Source organism: Arthrobacter sp. UYNi723 (assembly GCF_054057635.1).
In genome coordinates this window covers 19,260-44,733 of record NZ_JBSRZM010000023.1, presented here as the reverse complement: position 1 = coordinate 44,733, position 25,474 = coordinate 19,260, and the positions used below count along the sequence as shown (strand labels likewise).

The window sequence follows — 25,474 nt, the reverse complement described above, 5'->3', positions numbered from 1 at the left end:
GTTGCGGGTTCCCGGGCGGGCGGCTATTGACCGTGGGCGACGGCGGCGTCGAACCGTTCCAGCGCGATCTCGGCGAGCACCGGGGACGGCAGCAGTGGTTCTGTCACGAGGTCGGCTCCGGCTTTGGCCAGCTGGTCGTGGAAGTACCCCGGCGCGAGCAGGTAGGAGGCAATCACCACGCGGCCGCCGTCGTCCACGGCACCGGCGGACTCCCCCGCCCCGGCGCCTCCGGCCAGTTCCAGGCGGAGGATGGCGACGGCGTCGGGCACCGACGGCTGGGCAGAGGCACCGTAGGCGGGCAGAATCCGGTTGCGCCGCAGCGCCCTGAGCTGGGCGGCGAGTTCTTCCACGCTGACCGCGGCGTTGGGGTTGGAGGAACCTGCGGCGGCGAGGACGATGGCGTCACGGTCCGTCACGCCGGCTTCGCGGAGGCGCTGGTCCAGCAGGGCTGCGAGCCGCGGGTCCGGGCCGAGCGGCGCTGCGGCCAGGCTGCCCGGCCGGCTTTTCACGGCCCGGGCGATGTCCACCTTGACGTGGAAGCCCACGCTCAGCAGGAGGGGCACGACGACGGCACTTGAGTCTGCGGGCAGTCCCGCCACGACGTCCACGAGGTCCGGCTGCTGGACGTCCACATAGGCTTCCAGCACGTCCAGGCCCGGACGCAGGGCGGCGACGGCGGCGCGCAGGGCGTTGACCTCCGCGGCGCCCTGGGGGCTGGACGTCCCGTGGGCACAGGCGATCATGATCGGGTTGTTCATAGGGGCTAGCGTAACGTTGGAGCCGCCCTGTCCGCCCACCATGAAACCGCCGGGACGCCTCATGACATCGCCGTTCGACACTTTGCCGTTCGACATCGACCTGGTGTGGCTGGACCTGGCCGGGGTCTTCTTCTTTGCCGTCTCCGGATCATTGTTGGCAGCAAGGAAACAGTTCGACCTGGTGGGCTCGCTGCTGCTGGCGTCCCTGGTCTCCCTCGGCGGCGGCGTCATCCGCGACATCATCCTCAACACCACGCCGGCGGCCTTCTCCAACCCCGCCTATCTGGTCCCACCGGTACTGGCCACCGTCCTGGTGTATTTCCTGTACTCCAGCGTGCAGCGGTACACCTCGCTGCTGGTGCTGTTCGACGCCGGCGGGCTGGCCTTGTTCTGCATCACCGGAACGCTGAAGGCCCTGGCCCTGGGGATGAACCCGGTGGCCGCCATCCTTCTCGGCGTGACCACGGCGGTGGGCGGCGGCCTGCTGCGGGACATCACCGCGAACGAGGTGCCCCAGCTCTTCAACCCCCGCGACCTTTACGCGCTGCCGGCCTTCAGCGGGGCGGCCTTGACCGCGCTGCTCTGGGTCACCGGGGCCTTCAACGCATTGACGGCGTGTGCGGTGGCGGCCGTGGTGTTCGCTTTCCGCGTGGTTGCCTGGCGCCGGTCCTGGTTTGTCCCGCTGGCCGTACATGGCTTGCACCGGCGGGGCTCCGGCGGCGGGGACGGGGCTGGGGGCTTTGGTGGCCCGGGCGGCTTTGGGAGCGGTGGGGCTGATGGGGCTGGCAGCGGCTCGGGAGCGCGCCGCAGTTAGCTAGGATATGAGCATGACTGACATGTTCCTCGAGAAGTTCCGCGCGCTTGTTCCGACGTATCTCGAGGACGAATGGCAGGAAGAAGATGGCCTGCCCGCGGACGAGCTGGACGCGGCCCTCGCCGAACACCAGTTCCAGGTTCCCCTGGCCCTGCGCGAGTTCTACCTGGCAGTGGGCGGCTGCGAGGACATCATGGAGGCGTACCACTACTTCTGGGATCCCGAAGAGCTGGAAGTGGATGACGAAGGCTTCCTGATGTTCCTCGAGGATGAGGAAGAACAGTTCACCTGGGGCTTCCGTGTGGGCGACCTCGGCATCCCGGACCCTTTCGTGTACCGCCGCAACAACGCCCGCGGCCAGTGGAAGAGCGAAGAAGGTACCTTCTCCGAATTCGTCTTCGACATGTTCGAGTGGGCCTTCAACGACGAAGAAGAAAACTAGGGCCCTCTCCTGCTCCGCCTGCGCGGCCTAAACGGGGCACTTCGACACGGACGCGCCGCGCGCTGAGCCGGTTTCCGCGGTTACGTCGCCCAAAGTGCCCCACGACGGCGCGACTCACCTCGCACCGAAAGCCCCCTGCCGCGACAGTTCCAGTACCGCCAACACCTGGCCCACCATCCGCTCAGGGTGATAGACAACGTCGTCATAGCCGAACCTGAGGCCAAGACGTCCGCCGATCAGGGTGGCATTGTTGCGCTTTCGGTCCTTCTTCACTTGTTGTGCCTCCAAATGAGTGCTTCCGTCGGTTTCCACCACGACACACTCCTCAATAAGGAAGTCCACTTCCCCAACTCCCGGAAGCTCTACATGCCTGCGGACGTGGAGCCCGGCCCGCCGGAAGTGGTAGTTCGCCAACACCTCCAGAAGGGAATCCGCTCGAGGGATCACGCAGTCCAGGACGGACCTGGCGCTGGCGTTGCGGTTTCCCGGGAGCTTGCGCCGCAGGAAATCCAGGCTGATGTCGCCCCGCTGGGCTGCGCACTGAAGCATGACCAGCGATTCCACGGCGGGCAAGCAACGCAACGAATGAATAAGAACGTCGGCCAGGCCTGCCACCGGCAGCCATGGGTGCGACGGGTGGGGGCATCGGCCGTGCGTCAGCGTCCCCGGCGGTGTCCTCTTATGCCCTGGACTGAGGTGCACGGGACCAGCGTCATGTATCGTCCACAGCTGGTAAATGGGGGCGGCCGACAGACACGTCAGCAGTGCATTGTGCTGCAGCGCCAGGCCAAGCACGCCTGCCTCACGCGGCAAACTGTAGATACCTCGTCGGATCCGCACAATTCGCCCGGCCGCCAGTGCCTTGTCGACGGAGGCCCGGGAAAATCCGGCCCCGCGGAGCGTCGAGGCCCGGGTTACGCCGGCCCGCGTGCCGAGAAAAGTCTCAATATCCATCGCTCCACGGTGCACTTGGACTACAGCAAAGGGCAGACCCAAGGTGCCGCATGTGGACAACGCGGCCGTCGCGGGGCACTTCGACACGGACACGCCGTACCTACAGTCCGGAGGGCCCATCGGACGCCGCAATGTGCCCCACGAAGGACGAAGTAGCCTGTGACACGCGCAGTAACAGCTGGCTTGCATCCTGTGACAAACCTGTCATAGACTGTTCACGGATCCGCTAAACGCCTCCGGCGGGTCTGATGCGAACGGAGATATAGCCCCGGTTCGACGCAACGTGTGATTCGTATCGTTGCTGAGAACCGGGGCTATTGCATTTAAGCAAAAGCGGGCCCCGGCCAGGTTCACCCCGCCGAGGCCCCGCTCGCAGCCAAGAATCAGCTGGCGCGGTCCACCACAGCCAGGGCGAAGTTGGACAGCGACGACTTCACAACACCCTCGGGAAGCGGCGCCAGTGCGGCAATGGCTTCGTCGGCCCAGCGGCGGGCAATTACCCAGGACTCGGCGGTGACGGGGTGCTCGCGGAGCCCGGCCACGGCGGCAGCCAAGGCAGCGTCCGAGGTCAGGTCCCCATCAATGAGCTTCAAAAGTTCGACGGCGGACTGGTCACCGGCCGCAGCATCGCGCCGCAGGAACAGGACCGGCAGCGTGGGCACCCCCTCGCGGAGGTCCGTGCCCGGTGACTTGCCGGACTTCACCTTGACGCCGGTGACATCAATGACGTCGTCGGCGAGCTGGAAGGCCACGCCCACCTTCTCGCCGTACTCCACCAGCAGGTCCTCGTAAGCCTCGTCGGCACCGGCGAAGATGGCACCGAGCTGGCCGGAGGCCGCCACCAGGGAACCGGTCTTGTCCGCGATGACGGACAGGTAGTGCTCCACCGGATCCTCGTCCGGACGCGGGCCTACAGTTTCGTGCAGCTGGCCCAGGCACAGCCGCTCGAACGTCCGGGCCTGGATGCCCAGCGCCCGGGAACCAAGCTCGGACACCAGGATGGACGCGCGGGCAAAGATGAGGTCGCCGGTGAGGACCGCCACGGAGTTTCCCCAGACCTCGTGGGCCGTGGGGGCGCCGCGGCGGAACGGGGCGGAGTCCATCACGTCGTCGTGGTACAGCGTTGCCAGGTGGGTCAGCTCCACCACCACGGCTGCCTGCACCACGGCAGGCAGTGAGGCGTCGCCAAGGTGGGCGCACAGCAGCGTCAGCAGCGGCCGGATGCGCTTGCCGCCGGCTTCCACGAGGTGACGCGACGTTGCATCAGCCAGCGGATCGGAGTTGGCAATGGCTTCGCGGAGCTTCTTCTCCACGCGGGCCAGGTTGTTGGTGATGGCGGGGCCCAGCTCGGCGTCCTCCGCGATGGCCGCGAAGCCGGCGGGCAGCTGCAGTCCCGTGGCAATGGCGGTGGTATTGAGGCTGGGTTCGGAGTCCGGCAGGCCGTGCCCGGCGTGCGTCCAGCTGTGGTCTGCGGAGTTAGTCACTGGTTAACCCTAACTTTTTGTTGCGGATACCGCTGGTTCGATGCCGGTGGGGTGTTGGAGGTGGCCGGAACCAGCGATTCCAGGACGCGGATGGCCCGGTCCTCGAAGCCTTTCGCGGCCGGGTCGGTCAGGTTTGCGAGCAGCCGCACCACAAAGCGCATCAGCACGGGAATGGGCATCCCGGTCCGCAGCGCGAGCTTCATAACGGCGGGTTTTCCGATCAGCGCGGCAAATGCCCGGCCCAGCGTGAAGTGCGATCCCCACTGCCCCCGCACATAGTCCGCGTACCCCGCGAGGTGCGCGTCGGCGTCGTACGTTCCGTTGGACACGGAACGAGCGGAGGCGTCAACGATGAACTCCGCCGCGAACCGTGCCGACTCCATCGCGTAGGAGATGCCCTCGCCGTTGAACGGGGAGACCATGCCGCCGGCGTCGCCTAGGAGCAGAAGGCCGGGCGAGTAGTGCGGGGTGCGGTTGAAGCCCATGGGCAGCGCGGCGCCGCGGATTTCGCCCACTTGGTTGTCCGGGGTGAAGCCCCACTCGGCGGGCATGGCGGCGGTCCATTCGCGCAGGACCTGCTTGTAATCGAGCTTGCCGAAGTCCCTCGACGAGTTCAGGATGCCGAGGCCCACGTTGGACGTGCCGTCGCCGACGCCGAACACCCAGCCGTAGCCGGGGAGCAGTTTTCCGTCGCGGCCGGGGAGCTCCAGCCAGCCTTCCATCCAGTCGTCGTTGTGCCGGGGCGAGGTGAAGTACGTGCGGACGGCGACGCCGAGGGGGCGGTCGTCGCGCTTGTGAATCCCCAGCGACACCGCGGTTCGCGTCGAGTTGCCGTCTGCGGCGAGTACGACGTCGGCGCTGAAGTCGCGTGACTCCCCCGTCTTGCGTCCGGACTCGTCCAGGAGCGCTGCGCGGACACCGGTCACGCGGCCTTCTTCAGACCGCAGGGCTTCCGTGACGCTGTGCCGCTCGAGGATTTCGGCGCCGGCAGCCTGGGCGTGGCGGGCCAGTTCCTCGTCGAAGCCCAGGCGGGTACGGATGAGGCCGTACTGCGGGAAGTCGGAGACCTCGGGCCAGGGCAGTTCGATCGTGCGGCCGCCGGCAATGAGGCGGAGGCCCTTGTTCCGGCGCCAGCCGTCGGCTTCAGGGTGCGGCAGGCCGAGCTTCTGGATTTCGCGGACCGCCCGCGGGGTGAGGCCGTCGCCGCAGACCTTCTCGCGCGGGAAGCTGGTCTTTTCCAGGACGGTCACGCTGATGCCGGCCTTGGCAAGGTAATACGCGGCGGTGGAACCGGCTGGCCCCGCGCCGACAATCAGAACATTCACAGGTCAGCGCTGGATGTTTCGGCGGAGCTTTGCCACTGGGCCCTTGTGTGCGGCGATGGCCTCAGCTGCGCCCTCGGGCGTTGATTCCAGCGGCTTGGTGGCACGGTGGACGGCCACGATCCCGCCGGTCAGGTTGCGGTACGTGACCTTTTCCCAGCCGGATTCCTGCAGCCAGGCGGCCAGGTGGTCCTGGTCCGGCCAGGCGCGGATGGACTCGGCGAGATAGACGTAGGCGTCCGGGTTGGAGGCCACCTTCACGGCGATGGCCGGCAGGGCACGCATGAGGTATTCCGTGTACATGGTGCGCCACAGCGGAACCACGGGCTGGGAGAACTCGGCGATGACCAGCTTGCCGCCGGGCTTGGTGACGCGGAGCATCTCGGCCAGCGCCTTCTTGGGCTCGTTGACATTGCGCAGCCCGAACGAAATGGTGCTGGCGTCGAAGCTGTTGTCCGCGAAAGGCAGGTTGGTGGCGTCTCCGGCAACGAAGTTGATGTCCGGGCGGCGGCGCTTGCCCACCTTGAGCATGCCGAGGGAGAAATCGCAGGCGATGACATCTATGCCTGCATCGGCATATGGCTCGCTGGAGGTGCCGGTTCCCGCGGCCAGATCCAGCACCCGCTGACCCCGTTTCACGTCCATGGCATCCACCACGATCCTGCGCCAACGGCGGGTTTGCCCCATGGAGAGGACATCGTTGACGACGTCGTACTTAGGTGCGACGTCGTCAAACATCGTGGCTACTTCGTCCGGACGCTTTTCCAAGGATGCTCGGTTCACCATGCAATTGTCTCAGACAAACTTGAGAAGGACTTTCGACGAGCCCGTCCCCCGGTCCGAAGCCGCGGCAAACGCCTCGGCCACGTCACCGGCGTCGAACGTGTGCGTCAGCAACGGCTCAACATCCAGCCCGTCCGCCAGGTACGCGAGGGCGTCATCCAGCTCGTCCGCGAAACGGAAGGTCCCGCGGTAGTCAATCTCACGGAAGACGAGTGCGGCGAGCGACGCTGGCCGCGCCGGGACGGCCTTGCGGGAGGCGAAGCGCTGCGGTAGTAGGTGACCTGCGGGCGAGGTTGGTGCGTCCAGCGAGGCAGTCGGTGCTTTCGCCGCAGTACACGGCGGGGTGGACGGTCACGGCGTCGACGATCACCGAGCCGGCCGGGCAGTCCGGGTCCGGCCGGTCCTCAAGTCGCAGGTTTCCGGCGGAATGGACAACAACCGCATTCATACTGCGTCCTCCACGAGGGTCAGGTCGCGTCTCTTGGTTTCGGGGCGAAGAAGGTGGCCACAAAAGCGACGGCGGAGTAGAGGACCATCATTCCGGCGACCGGCCACCAAGAGTTGGTGAACAGCGCCAGCAGGCCTGCTGCGATGATCGGGGCCACGCCGCCGGAGAGCACGCCGCCGATTTCCTTGGCCAGAGCCAGTTGCACGCACACGCGGGAGTAATGTTGTCTCATCATGACGAGCACGTTCCGCACCCTCACAGTCCCCCTGGATGGCACCGCGTCCGCCGGCGGACTGCCGCAGTTTCTGGTCCGGGACGACGTCCTCTGCTGGACCCGCCGCGAAGCCGGCCTGGTGGGCTTCGGCGAGATCGCCCGCTTCACCGCCACCGGCCCTGAGCGTTTTCTCGAAGCGGATATCTGGTGGCGCCACCTGGTCCTCGAAGCGGACATCACCGACTCGGTGGAGCTGCCCGGCACCGGCCCGGTGGCTTTCGGCTCCTTCGCGTTTTCCAAGAAGTCCACCCACGTATCGCGGCTGATCGTGCCCGAGATCGTGGTGGGCGTCCGGGACGGCCGGTACTGGCTTACCCAGTTGACGGTCGACGACGGCGAACTCACCGAAGCAGGCGCCCTCGCCGCCCTCGCCGGCTGGCTGAGCGGTGGCAGCACCACTAGTGACATCCCCGCCGAGCCGGCCGGCGCCGTCGTGCGCCCTTTGCCTTCCGCCGACGGGGCCACCCTGCACACCGGCTCGCTCAGCGAGGAGGACTGGATGGCCGCCGTCGCCGCGGGCGTGGCGGAGATCCGGACCGGTGCGCTGGAGAAACTGGTGCTGGCACGGGACATTGTGGCCACGGTGCCGTCGGGCGTGAACGCCGCGCAGGTGTTGCGCGAGTTGGCCGTGCGGTACCGCGAATGCTGGACGTATGGTGTGGACGGGCTGGTGGGCGCCACCCCGGAGATGCTCATCCAGGTGGAGGGCCGCACCGCCCAGGCGCGCGTGCTGGCCGGGACGCTGGACCGCCGCGATGCGCACGGCGAGGCTGGAATTCCGATGGACTATGCCGAGCGGGTGCTGGCCGGGTCGGAGAAGCAGCGGCACGAGCACGAGATCGCGATCCAGTCGCTGACGTCGCAGCTGGCACCGTTTTCCGAGGCCATGAACGCGCACGACGAGCCCTTCATTCTGGAGCTGCCGAACGTATGGCACCTGGCGTCGGACGTAAAAGCGGAGCTCGCCGAAGTGGAGGGCCATGTGCCCACGTGCCTCGCGCTGATCAACGCACTGCACCCCACGGCCGCGGTCTGCGGCACGCCCACACTGGTGGCCGGCGCCCTGATCCGCAAGCTTGAACACCTGGACCGCGGCCCGTACGCGGGGCCGGTGGGCTGGCTCGACGCTGCCGGAAATGGCGAATGGGGCATCGCCCTGCGTGGCGCAGTGATTGAGGATCCGCATACCGTGCGGTTATATGCCGGCTGCGGCATAGTTGACGGCTCCCAGCCGGAGGCCGAACTGGCGGAGACCTGGGCGAAGTTCCGGCCGATGCTGGAGTCGCTGGGGATTTCCAACTAGGTAGCGCTAACTGTCGTTTTGAACCTCCAAAACGACAGTTAGCGCTACGTACATGGGCGGGGTGTCCGGAATTCCAGACACGGGCGGCTTCGCAGGTCTTGATTTAGGGTGTGATTTAGTTATCCAATAGTGAAACTAAGTTTCATGTGATGCACATCTCTCATTCGGCGATACACTATGAACCGCGATTTCGTACCGCATACCCCTGCAACAAAAAGGTAAAGAACATGCAGCTCAAGTCCCTGGCCCAGGCCAAGATCGCCGCCAAGGCGGCAGCAATCCTGGCCGTCGGCGCGCTCACTCTCACTGCCTGCGGCGGCAGCACCACCCCGGCGGCGTCCGAGGGCGGCATCCAGCTCATCAACGCCGGCAAGCTCACGGTCTGCTCCGACGTCCCCTACGAGCCCTTCGAATTCCAGAAGGACGGCCAGATCGTTGGCTTCGACATCGACATCGCCAATGAAGTGGCCAAGGATCTCGGCGCCGAACTCAGCATCGTGGACAGCTCCTTCGAGGCCATCGAGACCGGAACCGCCCTCACCGGCTGCGACCTCTCCATTTCCTCGGTGTCCATCACGGACGTCCGCAAGTCGGTCATGGACTTCTCCGACCCGTACATGGACGATGACCTCACCCTCGTGGCCACCACAGCGTCCGGGATCACGGACATCAACAGCGCCAAGGGCAAGAAGGTGGGTGTCCAGCAGGCCACCACCGGCGCAAAGTACGCCGCGGAAAACGGCATCGACGCCCAGCAGTTCGAGGACAGCGGCCTCCTGGTCCAGGCTCTCCAGGCCGGCACCATCGACGCTGCCCTGGGCAACCAGTCAATCCTGGCCTACGCCATCAAGGATGATCCCAAGTTCGAGCGCGTGGATGACTACGCCACGGGCGAGAAGCTGGGCATCTCCATCAAGAAGGGCAACACCGCCATGGCCGAGAAGGTCAACGGAACCCTGAAGCGACTGGCCGGCGACGGCACCCTGAAGAAGTTCGAAACCACCTGGTTCGGGGAGACCGCCAAGTAACCGGACTTCGGACTGACCTTCACAGCCCTGAGAATTACGCCGCTGGGGCCCCCGACGGACTGCGCTGCAGTCCGTCCGGGGCCTCAGCCACGCAAATGAATGTGAGCACCCCATGGCAATGACCGCACGTCAACGGGCCAGAGTGAGCCTGTATGTCCAGATTGGCATCTTCGTAGTGGCCATGGCCGCGCTGGTCCTGGCCACCGACTGGAAGACCGTCGGCAACAGCGTCTTCAACTTCGGCAAGATCGGCCCGATGTTCCCGGACATCTTCCTGGTGGGCCTCAAGAACACCCTGATCTACACGTTCCTGGGCTTCGTCGTGGGCCTCTCCGGCGGCCTGTTGCTGGCTCTGATGAAGCTGTCCAGCTTCCCGCTGTACCGCTGGATCGCCACCGGCTACATCGAGTTCTTCCGCGGCGTCCCAGCGCTGCTGGTGTTCATCGCCTTCGGCTACGGTGTCCCTCTCGCGTTTGGCGTTCAGTGGAACGTCACCCTGATCGTGATGATCTCACTGGGTATGGTGGCTTCGGCATATATCGCCGAAACCCTCCGCGCCGGCCTGCAGGCGGTGCCCAAGGGACAGCTCGAAGCCGCACGTTCGCTGGGCATGCCGCAGTGGCGGGCCATGGTGTCCATCGTCATTCCGCAGGCGTTCAAGATTGTGCTCCCGCCGCTGACCAACGAGGTCATCCTGCTGACCAAGGACTCCTCGCTGATCTACGTCCTGGGCCTCACGGCGTCGCAGTACGAGCTCACCAAGTTCGGCCGCGACGGCATCTCCAGCCTGGGCGCAGGCCTGACGCCGCTCCTTGTAGCCGGCGCCTTCTACCTGGTCATCACCATCCCGCTGAGCCTCCTGGCCCGGAAGTTCGAAAGCCGCTCCGCGCGGACCAAGCGATAGGCAGGGAAGCCATGAACGACGTCGTAAATTCCTCCGCCGGAAACACCGGCACCATCAACGCGGCAGGCGTGTCCATCAAGGACCTGCGCAAGTCCTACGGCAGCAACGAGGTCCTCAAGGGCATCAGCCTGGACGTGGCCCCCGGTGAAGTGGTGTGCCTGATCGGCCCGTCAGGCTCCGGCAAATCCACGCTCCTGCGCTGCGTCAACCTCCTGGAGCAGCCCAACGAGGGCGCCATCCACGTGGGCGGTTTCGAAGCTACCGACCCCGATGTGGACATCGACAAAATGCGCCGCAAGGTGGGCATGGTGTTCCAGCAGTTCAACCTGTTCCCGCACCTGGACGCGAAGCGGAACTGCACCATTGCGCAGACGAAGGTCCTGAAGCGGTCCCAGGAAGAGGCCGACAAGGTGGCCCAGCACAACCTGGAGCGCGTGGGCCTGGGGCACCTGTCCGACCGATTCCCGGACCAGCTTTCCGGCGGCCAGCAGCAGCGTGTCGCGATTGCCCGGGCGCTGAGCATGAACCCCGAACTGATGCTCTTTGACGAGCCCACCTCCGCGCTGGACCCCGAAACCGTGGGCGATGTCCTCTCGGTCATGCGGAACCTGGCCAAGGAGGGCATGACCATGCTGGTGGTGACCCACGAGATGGGCTTCGCCCGCGAAGTAGCGGACCGCGTGGTGTTCATGGACGGCGGCGTGGTGGTGGAGGAAGGCGTGGCCGAGCAGGTCATTTCCGCACCCACCCAGGCCCGCACCAAGGAGTTCCTGCGCCGAGTCCTGGACCCGACGCACATCGAGATCGAGGAGTAGCCGCTTTCGACGCGGCGCCTGCCTGTCGACGCTTATATGCCCTGTCGCCACCGAAATACCGGTAGCGACAGGGCATATGCGCGTCACAGGGACTTCCGCGCGTCAGCCAGCCGCGAGCGCGATCCTACGCTCCGACGGCGAACACGGCGGCGACGGCGGCCTTGATGCGGGCGTGGAGGGCGCGGAGGCCAACACGGTCGGTGCGGACTTCGATGATGCTGCGCCCCTTCAGCGGTGCGGCGAGCGCTTCGGCGAGTCCCGCCGTCGTACTTACCGAGCAGTGCCCGACGCCGTACGCTGCGGCGAGTGCCGCGAAGTCCACGGTGTGGGGGGTGGCGAAGAGGCGCTCGACGGCGTCCGTGTAGCGTCCGGATTCGCGCACGGCCCCGTGCTCCAGCAGATCAAAGATGGCCCCGCCGGCGTCGTTCAGCACCACGATCCGCAGGCCCGGCGAAGGTTCGCCGGAACCAAGGAGCAGGCCGCCGGCATCGTGCAGGAAAGTAACGTCGCCCAGCAGCAGCGTGGTGTCCTGGCGGCCGCCGATGGCAATCCCGGTGGCAGTGGAGATGGTGCCGTCGATCCCGGCGAGGCCGCGGTTGGCGTACACCGTGGCCGCCGGCTCGGCGGCGGGGAGGCCGGCCAGGTCAACATCGCGGATGCCGTTGGAGGATCCCAGCATCAACTGGCCGCGGGCGTGCTGCCAGACCTGGGCGCCCACGGAGGGTCCGGAAGCGGCGGGCTCGGCGGCCAGGACGCCGTCGAGGGCGTGCTGTGCGGCGGCGCCGGCCAGCAGCCAGGTATCCAGCCAGTCGGACGGACCGCGGCCGGCGAAATCGGCGAGGTCGGCCAGGTTCTCCAGCGGAAGTTCCGTGCGCCGGCCCGGCTGGTACCAGGCCACGGGAACCGGCTGGTACAGCGCGGATGGCACGTCGGCCCGCTCCAGCAACGCAGCAACCGGGCGGGACAACGTGGGCCGGCCGAACATCACCACCCGTTCGATGGGCAGCGCCGCGGACGGTCCGAAGTGCTCCAGCAGCAGCCGGTACGGGCCCACGGCGTTGGGTCCGAACCTGGCGTTGGAGGAGGGCTCGGCCAGCAGCGGCAGGCCGTGTGCGCGGGCGAACGCTTCGGCGACGGGCCCGGCGTCGTGCCCTGCCAGCACCACGGTGCGCCTTTCCTCCAGGGAGGCAGCGGCGGGCGGCAGATTCATGGTGAGCGGGTCGGTGCCGATCCGGAACCGGGGATGCCCGGCCGCCGTCGGAAGCCCCTCCCCCGGTGCGGGAACCAGCGGGTCGCGGAACGCCAGGTTCAGCTGGACGGGCCCGGGTGCGAGGTCGGAAAACGCTCCGGTGGCCGCGGCCAGCGCCGTTTCCACCGCGCGCAGGGGGTTGCTGCCGGCCGGGACGTCGGCGGCGAAGCGCACGTGTTCGCCGAACAGGTCCAGCTGGATGGTGGTCTGGTTGGCGCCGGTCCCCTGCAGTTCCTCGGGCCGGTCGGCGGACACCACTACCAGCGGGACGGCCGCGTGGTTGGCCTCCATCACGGCGGGCATAAGATTCCCGACGGCGGTGCCTGACGTGGTGAGGACGGCCGCCGGGGAGCCTGTGGACAGGGCCAGGCCAAGGGCCGTGAAGCCGGCGGAACGTTCGTCGATGCGGACCAGGAGGTCCACGCGGCCGGCCGCTTCGGCCTCGGCCAGGGCGTAGGCCATGGGGGCGGAACGCGATCCCGGCGAGACCACCACGTACTGGACACCACCGTCGATCAGGGCGTCGACGGCGATCCGCGCGGCGGCGAGGGAGTTCAGGGAAGTCACCGAACCAGTTTGCCATCCTGAGGACGGCTACATGTCCCGGCACTCCCGCGCACTAGTACTAAGCGCATAGACTCGGGGGCAGAAGGAGAATCACATGGCAAAAGGCCCCACTGTTTACCACGTCGCCGAACGCGCGGGCGTCTCCATCGCAACCGTCTCGTTTACCTTCCGGCAGCCGGAGAAGGTTAAGGCGTCTACACGCGAACTCGTGCTCGCGGCCGCCGATGAGCTTGGTTACGTGCCCAGCGCCAGCGCCCGCGGACTCGCACGCGGCAGGACCGGCGCCCTGGGCCTATTCGCCTACGACTACCTGTTGGATCCGTCGGGAGGCCCCGGTGTGCATGGCGGACCCGGCATGCAGGGTGGCCCCGGTGTGCATGGCGAACCCGGCATGCAGGGTGGGCTGCCCGGCGGGCTCTCGCTGGATCCGGCCGCGGGTGCGGACCCTGAGGGCGGCGACCCTTTGGACGGAGACAGTGAGGAAGGGAACCTCCGCCTGTTTCCCTTGTATGTGGACGAGGTCCAGCGCGGTGTCGAACTGGAGTGCTGGCGCCGGGGGCAGGCGCTGCTGGTTGGCGGCGGCAATCCAGCGAACAACGAAGCGGTGCTGTCTGACATCGCCGGCAGGGTTGACGGGCTGGCCGTGTTTCCGCGCTCGGTTCCTGTCGAGGCTCTGGCCCGCATAGCCCGCCGCATCCCCGTAGTGGAGGTCTCGGAGAGCCTGCGTAACCGGGGTATGGATCATGTGACCGTGAACAACGCTTCCGGAGCGCGTGCAATCACCGAGCACCTGATCAACGTGCACGGACTGACCGAGCTGATGTTCATCGGCGCCATGCCGTCCTCCGACAACGACGAACGGCTCGAGGCATTCCGGAGCGCCCTCGCCGCTGCAGGCGTGAAGATGCGGCACGAGCCCCGGTATCCCGCGGGCGGCGAGCTCACCGTCGCGGAAACGGTCCGGACCATCTGCCAGCAGGGCTCCCTGCCACAGGCCTTTGTCTGCGCCACCGACCAGGATGCGCTGGTTGTTATGGATGTGCTAGCTGCGTGCGGCGTTAATGTGCCGAAACACGTTGCCGTGACCGGCTTCGACGGCATCGCCGCGGGGCGGGTCATCCGGCCCTCCCTGACCACAGTGCGGCAGCCGATGGAACGGATGGGCCGCACCATGGTGGAACTGCTCCTGGACAGGCTCGACCACCCGGACAAGCCTCCGGTGGATCTGAAACTTCCCGTGCGAGTGGTGCTGCGCGAAAGCTGCGGCTGCCGGCCGGTCTAGAGACCTGCGTGCCAGGAGCGCCAGCACCGCCACAAGCACACGCGGGGCCTCAAGTGTCAGCTCTGGCGAAGGGCCTCAAGTGTCCGTTCGCGCCCAGTCGTTCAAAAAACTTAGCGCCAGCTGTTGCCAAGATCACATTCAATGCGCTTAGATTGACCTAACCCAGTCAATCAAAGCGCTTAGATATTTCCTCGTGGGATGGCTCCACCCCTCCTGCTCCCTCCGCGCCGTGCCACTTAAAGGCCCGCGGAACCACGAAAGGAACAATGATGATCCATCCGAATGCTAAGAAGGCAGCAGCCGTCGGCATTGCAGCCGCACTGCTCCTGACCGCCTGCGGCAGGGACTCCGCCGGCCCCGCCGCATCGTCCCCGGCCGAAGCCATTGCCTCCGGGCCGGCGTCGGGCACCATTACCCTGTGGGCGCAGGGCAGCGAAGGCGAGGCACTGCCCGCCCTGCTGAAGGAATTCGAGGCCGAGAACCCCGGCGTCAAGGTCAACGTCACGGCCATCCCCTGGGACGCCGCCCTCAGCAAGTACCAGACCGCCATTGCAGGCGGCACCACACCGGACGTCGCCCAGATGGGCACTACCTGGATGGGTGACTTCGCCGACTCCTTCGACGCCACACCGAAGGAGATCGAGTCTGGCGATTTCTTCCCGGGCTCAGTGAAATCCACCGAAGTCGAGGGGACCACCTACGGGGTGCCCTGGTACGTCGACACCCGGGTGGTCTACTACCGCAGCGACCTCGCGGAAAAGGCGGGCATCACCAAGGCGCCCGAAACCTGGGATGACTTCAAAGCCCTTGCCAAGGGTCTCCAGGAGAAGGCGGGGGCAAAATACGGAGTCCAGCTACCCGCCGGCGTCGCCGGCTCCTACCTGGACACCCTCCCCTTCCAGTGGTCCAACGGCGCGAAGCTGATGAACGACGACGGCACCAAGTGGACCCTCGATACGCCGGAAGCGGCAGCGGCGCTGAAGTACTACGCCAGCTTCTTCGCTGACGGCCTCGCATCCAAGGCCGTGTCCACGGGAACCACTGCCGAAGCATCCTTCGTGGACGGTTCCGCCCCCATGATGATGAGCGGCCCGTGGCACGTCGGCCTGCTCAACAAGGCCGGCGGCCCAGGCTTTGAGGACAAGTACAAGGTCGCCCTGATGCCGAAGGAAAAGACCTCCACGTCCTTCGTGGGCGGTTCAAACATGGTGGTCTTCAAGAAGTCCAAGAACCGCGACGCGTCCTGGAAGCTCCTCCAGTGGCTGTCCAAGCCGGAGGTCCAGCTCAAGTGGTACAAGGCCACCGGTGACCTGCCGTCACTGCAGAGTGCATGGAAGGACCCGTCCCTTGCGTCAGACAGCAAACTCTCCGTCTTCGGAGACCAGCTCAAGTCCACCAACAACCCACCGGCCGTTTCCACCTGGACCCAGGTCGCGGCAGCCGCGGACGGCGAAATTGAACAGATCGTCAAGGCAGGCAAAGATCCCGCCGAAGCCCTGAAGTCGCTGCAGCAGGCCGCAGATTCGATCGGCACCGGGAAGTAACAGTGGCTGCAACCACCAACACGATGCCTGCCGGCACTTCAAGGGGTGCCGGCAGGCCTCCGGCCAGGCCCGGGGGCTCGCGTCGGCGCCGCAACGCCGTCACCGCGTGGCTGTTCGCTGCGCCGTTCGTCCTGATCTTCGGCATCTTTATGCTGGGTCCGCTGGTGTCGTCGTTCCTGATGTCCTTCACGGATTTCACCAGCCGCGACATCGACAACCCGCTGGCTGTTGGATTCGTAGGGCTTGACCAGTACGCGGCACTGTTCCGGAATCCACAGTTCCTGCACTCGATCCTGAACACGGCCTACTTCGTGCTGGCCGGCATCCCCCTCACCACCGTCCTGGCCCTGGCCCTCGCGGTCGCCCTGAACAACGGCATCACCCGCTTCCGCACGGCCTTCCGCGTGGGCTTCTACACTCCCGTGGTCACCAGCATTGTGGCCGTAGCCGTGGTGTGGCGCTTCATCCTTCAGCCGGACGGCCTGCTGAACCTCATCCTCAGCTGGGTGGGCATCGCGGGCCCGGACTGGCTCAACAGCACCACCTGGTCCATGCCCGCCCTGATCATGCTGGCCGTGTGGCGCAACCTGGGCACCCTGATGATCATCTTCCTGGCCGGGCTCCAGACGGTCCCCGCGGACATCCTGGAGGCCGCCGAAGTGGACGGTGCCAGCGCCTGGCAGCGGTTCATGAAGATCACGCTGCCGATGCTCCGCCCCACGCTGCTCCTGGGCACAGTCCTGCTGTCGGTGGGCTTCCTCCAGTTCTTCGAGGAGCCGTTCGTGATGACCAAGGGCGGCCCGCTGGACTCCACCCTGTCCGTCAGCTACTTCACGTTCAACCAGTTCGGGTTCGGCAAATACGGGCTCGCCTCGGCCGCCAGCTACGTGCTTTTCGTGGCCATCGCGCTGTTGAGCCTGATCCAATTCCGTGCCCTGCGATCCAAGGACTGAGGACATGACCATCCCGGAAACCGCACCAACCATCCCACGCGCCCAAGCGGAACGGACGACGGCGGGAGGCACCCAGGTGCCGGCGTCCCCGCCCGTCCCGGCCCGCCGCCGTCGTACTGGCCGCCGGCTGTCCGCGCGCCGCGCGCTGATCTACGCGGCCCTCCTGGTGGCCGTGACCGGAACGCTCCTGCCGTTTGCCTGGATGCTGCTCGGCGCGTTCAAGACCCAGGGCGAGCTGCTCCGCCGGCCCATCACCTGGTGGCCGGAACAGCCCACGCTGGAGAACTTCGTGGTCTGGTTCACCGAGCTGCAGATCGGCACGTTTTTCCTTAACAGCGTTGTGGTGGCCGTATTCACGGTGCTCGGCAACCTGCTGTTCTGCTCGATGGTGGGCTATGCGCTGGCGAAGATGGACTTCCCCGGCAAACGCTTCCTGTTCCTGCTGGTGATGGTCATGCTGATGGTCCCGGGCGTGGTGACGTTTGTGCCGCTGTTCGTCCTGGTCAGCAAACTCGGAATGGTCAGCACGTACCCTGCCCTGATCCTGCCGTTCCTCGCCGCTCCGATGGGTGTGTTCCTGATGCGGCAGTTCATCGCGGGGATCCCGGATTCGCTCATCGAGGCCGCCCGGATCGACGGTGCCGGCGAGCTGCGCACGTTCCTGCGGATTGTGATGCCGCTGTGCGGCCCGCCGCTGGCCACGCTTGGCATCCTGACCTTCCTCGGCTCCTGGAACAACTTCCTGTGGCCGCTGGTGGTGGCCCAGAGCGAGGAAATGTACACCCTGCCGGTGGCCCTTTCCCTCTACTCCACGGGCCAGAACGCCACGGACTACGGCCTGCTCCTGGCCGGCTCGGTGCTGGTGATCACGCCCATCATCCTGCTCTTCGTTGCCCTCCAGAAGTACTTCATCCAGGGCGTCGCGGCCACCGGCATCAAATAGCCGCTCCCCTGCCCAACCTCTCCGAGAGAGCCCCATGACTGCACCTACCCAGAATCAAGCACGCCCCGCGACGTCCGTCACCGACGGAAACGCCGACGGAAACGCCGACGGAAAAAAGTTCCGGGACCTTAACGGCAACGGGATCATGGATCCCTTCGAAAACCCCGGCCTGAGCCCGCATGAACGCGCCGCAGACCTCGTGACCCGGCTCAGCCTCGAGGAAAAGGCCGGGCTGATGTTCCACACGGTGATCGAAACCGGCCCGGACGGATCCCTCCTTGAGGACCCGGGCAAAATTAGCAAGTCGCCCACGAGCACCGTGATCCTTGGCAAGTTCATGAACCACTTCAACGTCCATGCGCTCGGCACCGCCCGGGAGGCTGCCCGCTGGAGCAACGCCCTGCAGGCACTTGCCGCGCAGACCCCGCACGGCATTCCCGTGACCATCTCCACGGACCCGCGGCATGCCTTCATCGAAAACTCCGGCGTCTCCTTCACGGCCGCCCACTTCTCGCAATGGCCGGAACCGATCGGCCTGGCCGCCGTGGGCAGTGCCGACCTGATCCGCCGCTTCGCCGGGATCGCGCGGCAGGAATACACCGCCGTCGGGATCCGCGCGGCCCTGCACCCCACCGTTGACCTGGCCACCGAACCGCGGTGGTGCCGGCAGGCGGGAACGTTCGGGCAGGACTCGGTGCTCAGCTCGAAGTACGTCGTCGAGTACCTCCAGGGGTTCCAGGGCGACGAACTGGGGCCGGACAGCGTTGCCTGCACCACCAAGCACTTCCCCGGCGGCGGTCCGCAGCGTGACGGCGAGGACGCCCACTTCCCCTACGGCCGCGAACAGGTCTACCCGGGCGGCCGCTTCGACGAACACCTGGCGCCGTTCCGCGCCGCGATCGCCGAAAAGACCAGCGCCATCATGCCCTATTACGGCATGCCGGTGGGCGTCGAGCTCGACGGCGAACCCGTTGAGGAAGTCGGATTCGGCTACAACCGGCAGATCATCACCAACCTGCTCCGCGACAAGCTCGGCTATGACGGCGTGGTCCTCAGCGACTGGGAACTGGTCAACGACAACATCGTGGGCGACCAGGTCCTGCCGGCCCGGGCATGGGGCGTTGAACACCTCGCCGCGCCCGAACGCATGCTGAAAATCCTCAACGCCGGCGTGGACCAGTTCGGCGGCGAGGAATGCACCGAACTGCTCATCGGCCTGGTCCGGGACGGGCTGGTCCGCGAGGAACGCCTCGATGAATCGGCCCGCCGGCTCCTGCTGGTCAAGTTCCAGCTGGGCCTGTTCGACAACCCGTTCGTGGACGAGGACGCAGCCGCCAGCATCGTGGGGAACGCCGACTTCCGGCGCGAGGGACACCGGGCGCAGTCCCGGTCCGTCACGGTGCTCACCAACGGAACGTCCGACGTCGGGCCCTCCCTTCCGCTGGCCGGCTCACCGGCCGTCTACGTGGAAGGCATGGACCCGCTGAGTCTCGAGGGTTTCGGCACTGTGGTGCAGGACCCGGAGCAGGCGGATGTCGCGGTGATCCGGCTGCATTCGCCGTGGGACCACCGCAACGACCTGTTCCTAGAGGAACATTTCCATGCTGGGAGCCTGGATTTCCCTCCCGGGCTGATCTCCCGGCTCCGCACCCTGGCCGAAAAAGTACCTCTGGTCATTGACGTTCGGCTGGACCGCCCCGCAATCCTCACCCCGCTGACCGGCTTCGCGTCCGCCGTGGTGGGCACGTTCGGCGTTTCGGACGCGGCACTCCTGGACGCTGTGTTCGGACGCATCGCTCCCGAAGGACGCCTTCCCTTCGAAATCCCGCGGTCGATGGATGCCGTGCGGGCCTCCCGGTCCGACGTTCCCGGCGATACCGCCGATCCCCTCTTCCCGTTCGGGCACGGCCTGAGCCTGCCTGTGCCGGCAACGGCCACCTCTGGAACGGCATCTTCCAAAACGGCCGCTTCCACTACGGACACGTTAGGACAGAACTCATGAACCAGCACGTTGAGCCGAACCCCAGAATCTCCAGCGCCACCCGCCGTCAGCTCCTGGCCGGTGCGGCAGCGTTCGCCGTTTCCGGCCTCGCAGCGGCCACGGCGACTCCCGGCTACGCCGCCCAGCTTGCGGCGTCCGCGGCATCCACGGCGTCCGGCGGCGTATCGCCGCTGTCGCGTCCCCGGAACAAGGAGGGCATCGACCGGAAGATCATCAACCGCTGGGCGCACGACACCTGGCAGTCTTTGGTCGCAATGACGGATTCCGCTACAGGCCTGCCGGCCGACTACATCGGCGAGTCCATCACCGCGCCCAAGCGCAGCGGTTTCACGTCGCCCACCAACATTGGCGGCTACATGTGGAGCACCGTGGTGGCGCGGGAGCTGAACATCATCAGCGCCAACGAGTGCCGGGAGCGGCTGACGCGTACGCTCACCACCTTGGTCGGTCTGAAGCACCACGAGCCCAGCGGCATGCTCTACAACTGGTACGACGAAGCCACCGGTGAGGTCATCACCATCTGGCCCGAGAACGGGAACCCCGTGGCGCCGTTTATGTCCAGCGTGGACAACGGCTGGTTCGCCGCGGCCCTCATGGTGGTCCGCAACGCCGAGCCGAAGCTCGCCGGCCTGGCGAACACCATCCTCGGCAGGATGGACTTCGGGATCTTCTACAACAAGGACGCCCGGCCAGGTGTGGCCGCCGGCCTGCTCCGCGGCGGGTTCTACGACGTCAAACCGCCCGTGGAAACGGTCCAGGGCAACTACCTCGGCACGGGTCCCGACGTTTTCTACACGATGAACCACTACGACGTCACCAACTCCGAGCCGCGCATCGCCACCTACATCGGCATCGCCCTGGGCCAGCTTCCACCCGCGCACTACTTCGCCACCATGCGGGTCTTCCCGGACACGTGCGACTGGTCCTGGCAGGAGCAGAAGCCGGTGGGCGAGCACCGGACCTACATGGGCATCGACGTCTTCGAAGGCGCCTACACGTACCGCGGCATGCGGATCGTGCCGAGCTGGGGCGGCGACATGTTTGAGTCGCTGATGCCCGATCTGTTCGTCCCGGAATCCAGCTGGGCGCCGAAGGCCTGGGGCGTCAACCACCCCCTGACGGTCCGGGCGCAGCGCGAATTCGGCCTCGACGACGCCAAGTACGGTTACTGGGGCTTCTCCCCCGCCAGCCACCCCAACGGCGGGTACTCCGAGTGGGGCGTGGACATCCTGGGCATGAGCAGCGACGGCTACCCGTCCGACGTCGAACGCACCAGCGTGGACGTCGGCTTCGAGGGCTGCCGTCCGGCCACCAACCCGACGCCCGCCTGGGGCGACGGGGTGGTGACCCCGCATGCGGCGTTCCTCGCCATGGAATACGAACCCCGTGAGGCGTACGACAACCTGGTGAAGATCGAAAACGACCTCGGCGCCTATGGCGCCGGCGGATTCTTCGATGCCGTGGCCGTAAAGTCCGGCACCATCGCCCGGCGCTACCTCTCGCTGGACCAGGCCATGGTGCTGGGCGCCATCGGCAACGTGTTCGGCAACAACGTGATCCGCCGCAACTTCGTCCAGGGCGAGGTCGAGGCGGTTATCAGGCCGCTCATCGCCGAAGAAGAGTTCGGCGCCGGCCTGATCGGCTAGGACGCTCTCTCCTCCCGGCCTTGCTCTATCACTTGTGGTCCTTGTAGAGGCCGGATAGGGACCAAAAGTGATAGAGCAACGTGGAAGAAGCGGAGGGGGTTAGGCGTCCGCGCGGAACACCTGGATCACGGACGGGCGGGGTGCGCGCACCTGGCCGGGGGCCGGCGTCGTACCTGCCTTGACGTAGTCCGGGAAGAAGGACACCTGCGCATCGAACGTGCCGTCCTCGCCCGGGTGCTGGACGGAGACGAACACCGTGCGCTCGTCGTCGTGGACGATGGGCCCGCAGGTCTCTGCGTCGCGCGGCACGGCCAGGAACTGCTCCACCTTGCCGCGCTCGGCGCCGTCGAGGGTGACCTTGAACAGGCCGTCCGCGCGGCCGATGCCGGAGGGGGCGCCGTCGGTGGAGATCCACAGGTTGCCCACGGAGTCGAACGCGAGGTTGTCCGGGCAGGAGATGGGCGAGACCTGGTCCACCGGGAAGCCGGAGAAGTAGGTGACGTCGCCCAGCTTGGGATCGCCGCAGACCATGAGCAGGTTCCACGTGAAAGTGGTGGAGGTCTGGTCGCCGGTTTCGATAATTTCCACGATGTGGCCGTCGCGGTTTTCATTGCGGGGGTTGACCTCGGTGGCTGCTTCGTTCGAGCCCACACCGCGGTTGGAGTTGTTGGTGCAGGCCACGTAGACCTTGCCGGTGTGCAGGCTGGGCTGCACGTCCTCGCAGCGGTCCATCTTGGTGGGGCCAACCTTGTCGGCAGCCAGGCGGGTGTAGACCAGAACCTGCTCCACCGTCATGTCCTTCACGGCAGACTTGCCGTCCACCACCAGGGGCAGCCACTCGCCGATGCCATCGAACGCACCGTCCTTGGGGAGAGCTCCGGTGCCGGTGATCTCAGCGGCCGGTGAGTTGCCTGTGAACTTGGCGACGTACAGGTTGCCCGCGGACAGGAGGGTCATGTTGTGCTTGCGGTCACCCTCGATGTACTTGTCCTTGGAGACGAACTTGTACAGGTAGTCGAAGCGCTCGTCGTCGCCGGAGTACGCCACCACGTGCCCGGACTCGGCAATGATGACGTTGGCGCCCTCGTGCTTGAAGCGGCCCAGGGAGGAGTGCTTCTTCGGGGTGGAGGTGGGGTCGAAAGGGTCGACTTCCACGATCCAGCCGAAGCGGCTGGCCTCGTTCTTGAAGTCGGCATTACGGGTGTCGAAGCGGGGGTCGTCCAGTTCCCAGCCGCGTGCGGTGGGCTTGGAGGTCAGGCCGTAGCGCTTGTCTTCAGCGGACGTGCCCGGGGAGACAAAGTAGCCGTTGAAGTTTTCCTCACCGGAGAGGATGGTGCCCCAGGGGGTGGTGCCGCCAGCGCAGTTGCCCAGGGTGCCCTTGATGAAGCGGCCTTCGGGGTCCGCGGCGGTCTGGACCAGCGGGGAACCCGCGGCCGGACCGGTCAGTTCGTACACCGTGCTGTTGAGGAAACGGCGGTTCAGTTCGGCGCCCTTGACGTAGGTCCACGGCTTGGCGGTGTTCTTGCGCTCGAGCTCGACGACGGAGAGGCCGTGCGCGGCCTGGCCCACTGCCCGCTTCTGGTCGGCAGGCATAGTGGCCGGGAACATGATGTTCTCGTTGGTGTACTCGTGGTTGGCGAAGAGTACGGCGCGGCGGCCCTTACTGCCCGGGACCTCGAGGATGTCCGTGTAGTCGTTGTTGTAGCCGAACTGCTTTTCCTGGGCGGCAACGGTCTGGTTGTTCAGGTCGAGCTGCGGGGCGTCGTTGAAGATGGGATCGCCCCAGCGGATCACGGGCTGCCAGGTGAAGCCTTCCGGAACCGTGACGGCGTCGACGGCGGCATCCACCGGAGCGATCGGCGTGAACTTCAGCTTCGACGTCGCGAAGCCCTCCTTCGCGGCGGGGGCCAGCCCGGGGCCGCCGGCAACTGCCGGTTCCGCGGAGGTAATGGCGCTGCCAAGTACGACGGCGAGCGCTCCGGCGGCGCCGAAGCCCAGGGCGGCGCGGCGGGACATGGTGGCGGACGCGATGTCCCGGAAATAGCTGTTGGAGCTGGTGTTGCAGACATCGCCGGCGCAGGCGTTGTCGCACTTCAAGGCGCAGGTGACTGCGCTGCGCTTGCCCTTGGTGTGGCCGAGCATGGGCAGCAGGGTGAACTTGCGGGCTGTCGTTTCAGACAAGGGGTGCCTCCAAATTTACGATCGGGTCCCGGCCACCCTGTCAGCCGGTTCCGACGCACAGCCGTCTGCAGGGTGAAGTTCAGGTTAACCGGCGGTGACCTGCAAGGATACCCATCGATTGCTCCGTAAGCGCCCTTTTCAGCCCGCAAAAGGGCCGTTACGGAGCAGTCGATGCTGCCAGGAGGGCGTGGACCCTGGCGAGCCGGGCCAGCCACCAGTCCCGGCGTTCCGCGGAAGCCGCGAACCGCTCCAGCAGCCCGGCGTCGGCGGCGACCTCGCGGAGGCGGATGGCGCCGTCGTCGGCCACCAACGGATCCAGCGTGATATCCGAGGTGAACAGCGACACCGTCCCCAGCCCGCACGCGTAGGGCAACTCCGGCAAGGAAGCTGCCAAGGCCAGCCCCGCACGGATGCCCACGGACGTGTCCAGCGCCGAACTGACGACGGCGGGGAGCCCTGCCTGCGCCACGATGTCCAGCGCGCGCCGCACTCCCCCGAGCGGTGCGACCTTAACAACCAGCAGATCGGCCGCGCCGGCCCGCGCCACCTTAAGCGGATCGGATTCCTTGCGCACGCTTTCGTCGGCGGCGATCAGCACCGGCGTCCCGGCGGCGCGCAGCTGCCGCCGTACCTCGGCGAGCCCCTCGATGGTGGGCACCGGCTGTTCGGCGTATTCAAGCCCGACGGCGGCCAGCCTCCTGAGTGCCGATACCGCGGTGGGCACGTCCCAGCCGCCGTTGGCGTCGATGCGGATGGCGGCGTCGGGCAGGGCTGCGCGGACGGCGGCCACCCGGGCGGCGTCGTCGTCGAGCGTCTGCCCGTGCTCGGCCACCTTGACCTTGACGGCGTCCACCCGGCCGAACCGGGCCAGGACCTCCGGCACACGGTCCGCGGAAACGGCGGGAACGGTGGCGTTGACGGGGATCACCGAACGGACGGGCGAAGGGAAACCGTGCCAGCCGGCTTCGATCGTGGCGGCGAGCCAGCGGGAGGCCTCGGCGTCGGCGTATTCGGGGAACGGGCAAAACTCGCCCCAGCCGTGCGGGCCGCGCAGCAGCAGTGTTTCGCGTTCCATGATGCCGCGGAACCTCACCCGCATGGGCAGGCTCACCACATGCGCGGAAGCGAGCAGTTCGTCCAGGGAAGGCAAGGCGGCGGGCATGGGTTCACTGTACAAGCAGGGCTAAGGCCCGCGTTGGCCCCTGGCAGCGTTGGCCCGCTGTTTACGCCTGGTGTGGCCGCCCATAGGCTGGAGCTCCGGGTGGCATCCGGGAAGGTGCGTTTGGGCATGGCTGGTATGAACCCTAGCCGGGGATGTCACACACGGCCTCACCCGGAGTGCAGGTATTTCTGCAGGATGTTAGTGGTCTGCCGGGCGCAGCGAATGATCTGGCGCAGGCGGTCCGCTGCCAGCCGGGGCAGGACCCGGGCTGGCTCATTGTCGATGCCCTCGTGGCGCAGGGCCCGTTCCAGCTCCATAGCAAGTCCGGCCAGGCGCTCCGCGCCCACCATCTGGCTGGAGGTCTTGAGGCTGAGGACCGCGTCCATCGCACCGGCCAGGTCGCCGGTGGTCAGGGTCAGACGCAGCTTTTCAGTCCTGTGGGGCAGGTGTTCGATGAAGTTCTGCACGAAGACTTTCCACACGCCGTCATCGTCCTCGAGCTCTGTCCGCAGCCTGTCCAGGACAGCCGGATCCAGGAGGGGAAAGGCATTGCCCTCGTCCGGCGCCATTGCTGTCCTTCCTGCCCCCAGAAGCGGTGTACCGATGGACGTCTCGC

Annotated in this window: 23 protein-coding genes; 12 read left to right on the top strand and 11 right to left on the bottom strand. The window is 66.6% G+C overall.

The genetic code is table 11. From position 1 onward, the window contains the following. Positions 1-23: 23 nt before the first annotated feature. Positions 24-758: a sirohydrochlorin chelatase gene (locus tag ACVWY0_RS16705; RefSeq protein WP_485837664.1), complete on the bottom strand. Its 735-nt coding sequence runs from the start codon at positions 756-758 to the stop codon at positions 24-26. A gap of 61 nt (positions 759-819) precedes the next feature. Between ACVWY0_RS16705 and ACVWY0_RS16700 the strand changes: the two genes are divergently transcribed. Both ACVWY0_RS16700 and ACVWY0_RS16695 read left to right on the top strand, forming a co-directional pair. Next, positions 820-1,572, top strand: a complete 753-nt coding sequence (locus ACVWY0_RS16700; RefSeq protein ID WP_485837663.1) for a trimeric intracellular cation channel family protein — start codon at positions 820-822, stop codon at positions 1,570-1,572. A gap of 13 nt (positions 1,573-1,585) precedes the next feature. Continuing rightward, positions 1,586-2,014, top strand: a complete 429-nt coding sequence (locus tag ACVWY0_RS16695; RefSeq protein ID WP_485837662.1) for a hypothetical protein — start codon at positions 1,586-1,588, stop codon at positions 2,012-2,014. Positions 2,015-2,128: 114 nt separating this feature from the next. Here ACVWY0_RS16695 and ACVWY0_RS16690 read toward each other — a convergent pair whose 3' ends face one another. From ACVWY0_RS16690 to ACVWY0_RS16665, 6 genes are all read right to left on the bottom strand, one after another. Then, positions 2,129-2,968 (bottom strand): type IV toxin-antitoxin system AbiEi family antitoxin domain-containing protein, encoded by an 840-nt coding sequence (locus ACVWY0_RS16690; RefSeq protein WP_485837661.1) that lies wholly within the window; start codon positions 2,966-2,968, stop codon positions 2,129-2,131. A gap of 383 nt (positions 2,969-3,351) precedes the next feature. Next, a complete protein-coding gene (locus ACVWY0_RS16685) occupies positions 3,352-4,452 on the bottom strand; it encodes a polyprenyl synthetase family protein (RefSeq protein ID WP_485837660.1) in 1,101 nt (366 codons plus the stop codon). Beyond that, positions 4,449-5,777, bottom strand: coding sequence for a geranylgeranyl reductase family protein (locus ACVWY0_RS16680; RefSeq protein ID WP_485837659.1), 1,329 nt, complete (start codon positions 5,775-5,777; stop codon positions 4,449-4,451). Before ACVWY0_RS16680 ends, ACVWY0_RS16685 begins: the two co-directional genes overlap by 4 nt. 3 nt (positions 5,778-5,780) lie before the next feature. Next, positions 5,781-6,557: a demethylmenaquinone methyltransferase gene (locus tag ACVWY0_RS16675; protein ID WP_485837700.1), complete on the bottom strand. Its 777-nt coding sequence runs from the start codon at positions 6,555-6,557 to the stop codon at positions 5,781-5,783. A gap of 199 nt (positions 6,558-6,756) precedes the next feature. After that, positions 6,757-7,005: a hypothetical protein gene (locus ACVWY0_RS16670; protein WP_485837658.1), complete on the bottom strand. Its 249-nt coding sequence runs from the start codon at positions 7,003-7,005 to the stop codon at positions 6,757-6,759. 19 nt (positions 7,006-7,024) lie between these two features. Continuing rightward, on the bottom strand, positions 7,025-7,240 hold the full coding sequence (locus ACVWY0_RS16665; protein ID WP_485837657.1) for a hypothetical protein: 216 nt from the start codon (positions 7,238-7,240) through the stop codon (positions 7,025-7,027). Here ACVWY0_RS16665 and ACVWY0_RS16660 point away from each other — a divergent pair. The 4 genes from ACVWY0_RS16660 to ACVWY0_RS16645 all read left to right on the top strand — a co-directional run bounded on the left by ACVWY0_RS16660 (position 7,239) and on the right by ACVWY0_RS16645 (position 11,329). After that, a complete protein-coding gene (locus tag ACVWY0_RS16660) occupies positions 7,239-8,582 on the top strand; it encodes an isochorismate synthase (RefSeq protein ID WP_485837656.1) in 1,344 nt (447 codons plus the stop codon). The genes ACVWY0_RS16665 and ACVWY0_RS16660 overlap by 2 nt on opposite strands. A gap of 227 nt (positions 8,583-8,809) precedes the next feature. Next, a complete protein-coding gene (locus tag ACVWY0_RS16655; protein WP_485837655.1) occupies positions 8,810-9,610 on the top strand; it encodes an ABC transporter substrate-binding protein in 801 nt (266 codons plus the stop codon). A gap of 112 nt (positions 9,611-9,722) precedes the next feature. After that, the gene (locus tag ACVWY0_RS16650; RefSeq protein WP_485837654.1) at positions 9,723-10,514 is read left to right on the top strand and encodes an amino acid ABC transporter permease; all 792 of its coding nucleotides are present in this window, start codon (positions 9,723-9,725) and stop codon (positions 10,512-10,514) included. An 11-nt stretch (positions 10,515-10,525) separates the two neighbouring features. Then, positions 10,526-11,329, top strand: a complete 804-nt coding sequence (locus tag ACVWY0_RS16645; protein ID WP_485837653.1) for an amino acid ABC transporter ATP-binding protein — start codon at positions 10,526-10,528, stop codon at positions 11,327-11,329. Between the two features lie 124 nt (positions 11,330-11,453). Here the strand turns inward: ACVWY0_RS16645 and menD are convergent, their stop codons facing one another. Continuing rightward, the gene (menD, locus tag ACVWY0_RS16640) at positions 11,454-13,145 is read right to left on the bottom strand and encodes a 2-succinyl-5-enolpyruvyl-6-hydroxy-3-cyclohexene-1-carboxylic-acid synthase (RefSeq protein WP_485837652.1); all 1,692 of its coding nucleotides are present in this window, start codon (positions 13,143-13,145) and stop codon (positions 11,454-11,456) included. A 94-nt stretch (positions 13,146-13,239) separates the two neighbouring features. Between menD and ACVWY0_RS16635 the strand changes: the two genes are divergently transcribed. The 6 genes from ACVWY0_RS16635 to ACVWY0_RS16610 all read left to right on the top strand — a co-directional run bounded on the left by ACVWY0_RS16635 (position 13,240) and on the right by ACVWY0_RS16610 (position 21,515). Continuing rightward, positions 13,240-14,427, top strand: coding sequence for a LacI family DNA-binding transcriptional regulator (locus tag ACVWY0_RS16635; protein WP_485837651.1), 1,188 nt, complete (start codon positions 13,240-13,242; stop codon positions 14,425-14,427). 269 nt (positions 14,428-14,696) lie between these two features. Continuing rightward, complete coding sequence (locus tag ACVWY0_RS16630) at positions 14,697-15,971, top strand: sugar ABC transporter substrate-binding protein (protein WP_485837699.1); 1,275 nt, start codon at positions 14,697-14,699, stop codon at positions 15,969-15,971. A gap of 23 nt (positions 15,972-15,994) precedes the next feature. After that, positions 15,995-16,924, top strand: a complete 930-nt coding sequence (locus tag ACVWY0_RS16625) for a carbohydrate ABC transporter permease (protein ID WP_485837698.1) — start codon at positions 15,995-15,997, stop codon at positions 16,922-16,924. A 4-nt stretch (positions 16,925-16,928) separates the two neighbouring features. Next, the gene (locus ACVWY0_RS16620) at positions 16,929-17,867 is read left to right on the top strand and encodes a carbohydrate ABC transporter permease (RefSeq protein ID WP_485837650.1); all 939 of its coding nucleotides are present in this window, start codon (positions 16,929-16,931) and stop codon (positions 17,865-17,867) included. Between the two features lie 145 nt (positions 17,868-18,012). Then, positions 18,013-19,869 (top strand): glycoside hydrolase family 3 protein, encoded by a 1,857-nt coding sequence (locus ACVWY0_RS16615; RefSeq protein ID WP_485837697.1) that lies wholly within the window; start codon positions 18,013-18,015, stop codon positions 19,867-19,869. Further along, on the top strand, positions 19,866-21,515 hold the full coding sequence (locus ACVWY0_RS16610; RefSeq protein WP_485837649.1) for a glucoamylase family protein: 1,650 nt from the start codon (positions 19,866-19,868) through the stop codon (positions 21,513-21,515). The genes ACVWY0_RS16615 and ACVWY0_RS16610 overlap by 4 nt, the downstream gene beginning before the upstream one ends. Positions 21,516-21,614: 99 nt before the next feature. On the opposite strand, the gene ACVWY0_RS16605 is transcribed toward ACVWY0_RS16610, so the two are convergent. The 3 genes from ACVWY0_RS16605 to ACVWY0_RS16595 form a co-directional block, all read right to left on the bottom strand. Further along, a complete protein-coding gene (locus ACVWY0_RS16605; protein WP_485837648.1) occupies positions 21,615-23,696 on the bottom strand; it encodes a PhoX family protein in 2,082 nt (693 codons plus the stop codon). A 157-nt stretch (positions 23,697-23,853) separates the two neighbouring features. Beyond that, positions 23,854-24,858 (bottom strand): o-succinylbenzoate synthase, encoded by a 1,005-nt coding sequence (locus ACVWY0_RS16600; RefSeq protein WP_485837647.1) that lies wholly within the window; start codon positions 24,856-24,858, stop codon positions 23,854-23,856. 167 nt (positions 24,859-25,025) lie between these two features. Beyond that, positions 25,026-25,427, bottom strand: coding sequence for an Hpt domain-containing protein (locus ACVWY0_RS16595; RefSeq protein WP_485837646.1), 402 nt, complete (start codon positions 25,425-25,427; stop codon positions 25,026-25,028). Positions 25,428-25,474: the final 47 nt, after the last annotated feature.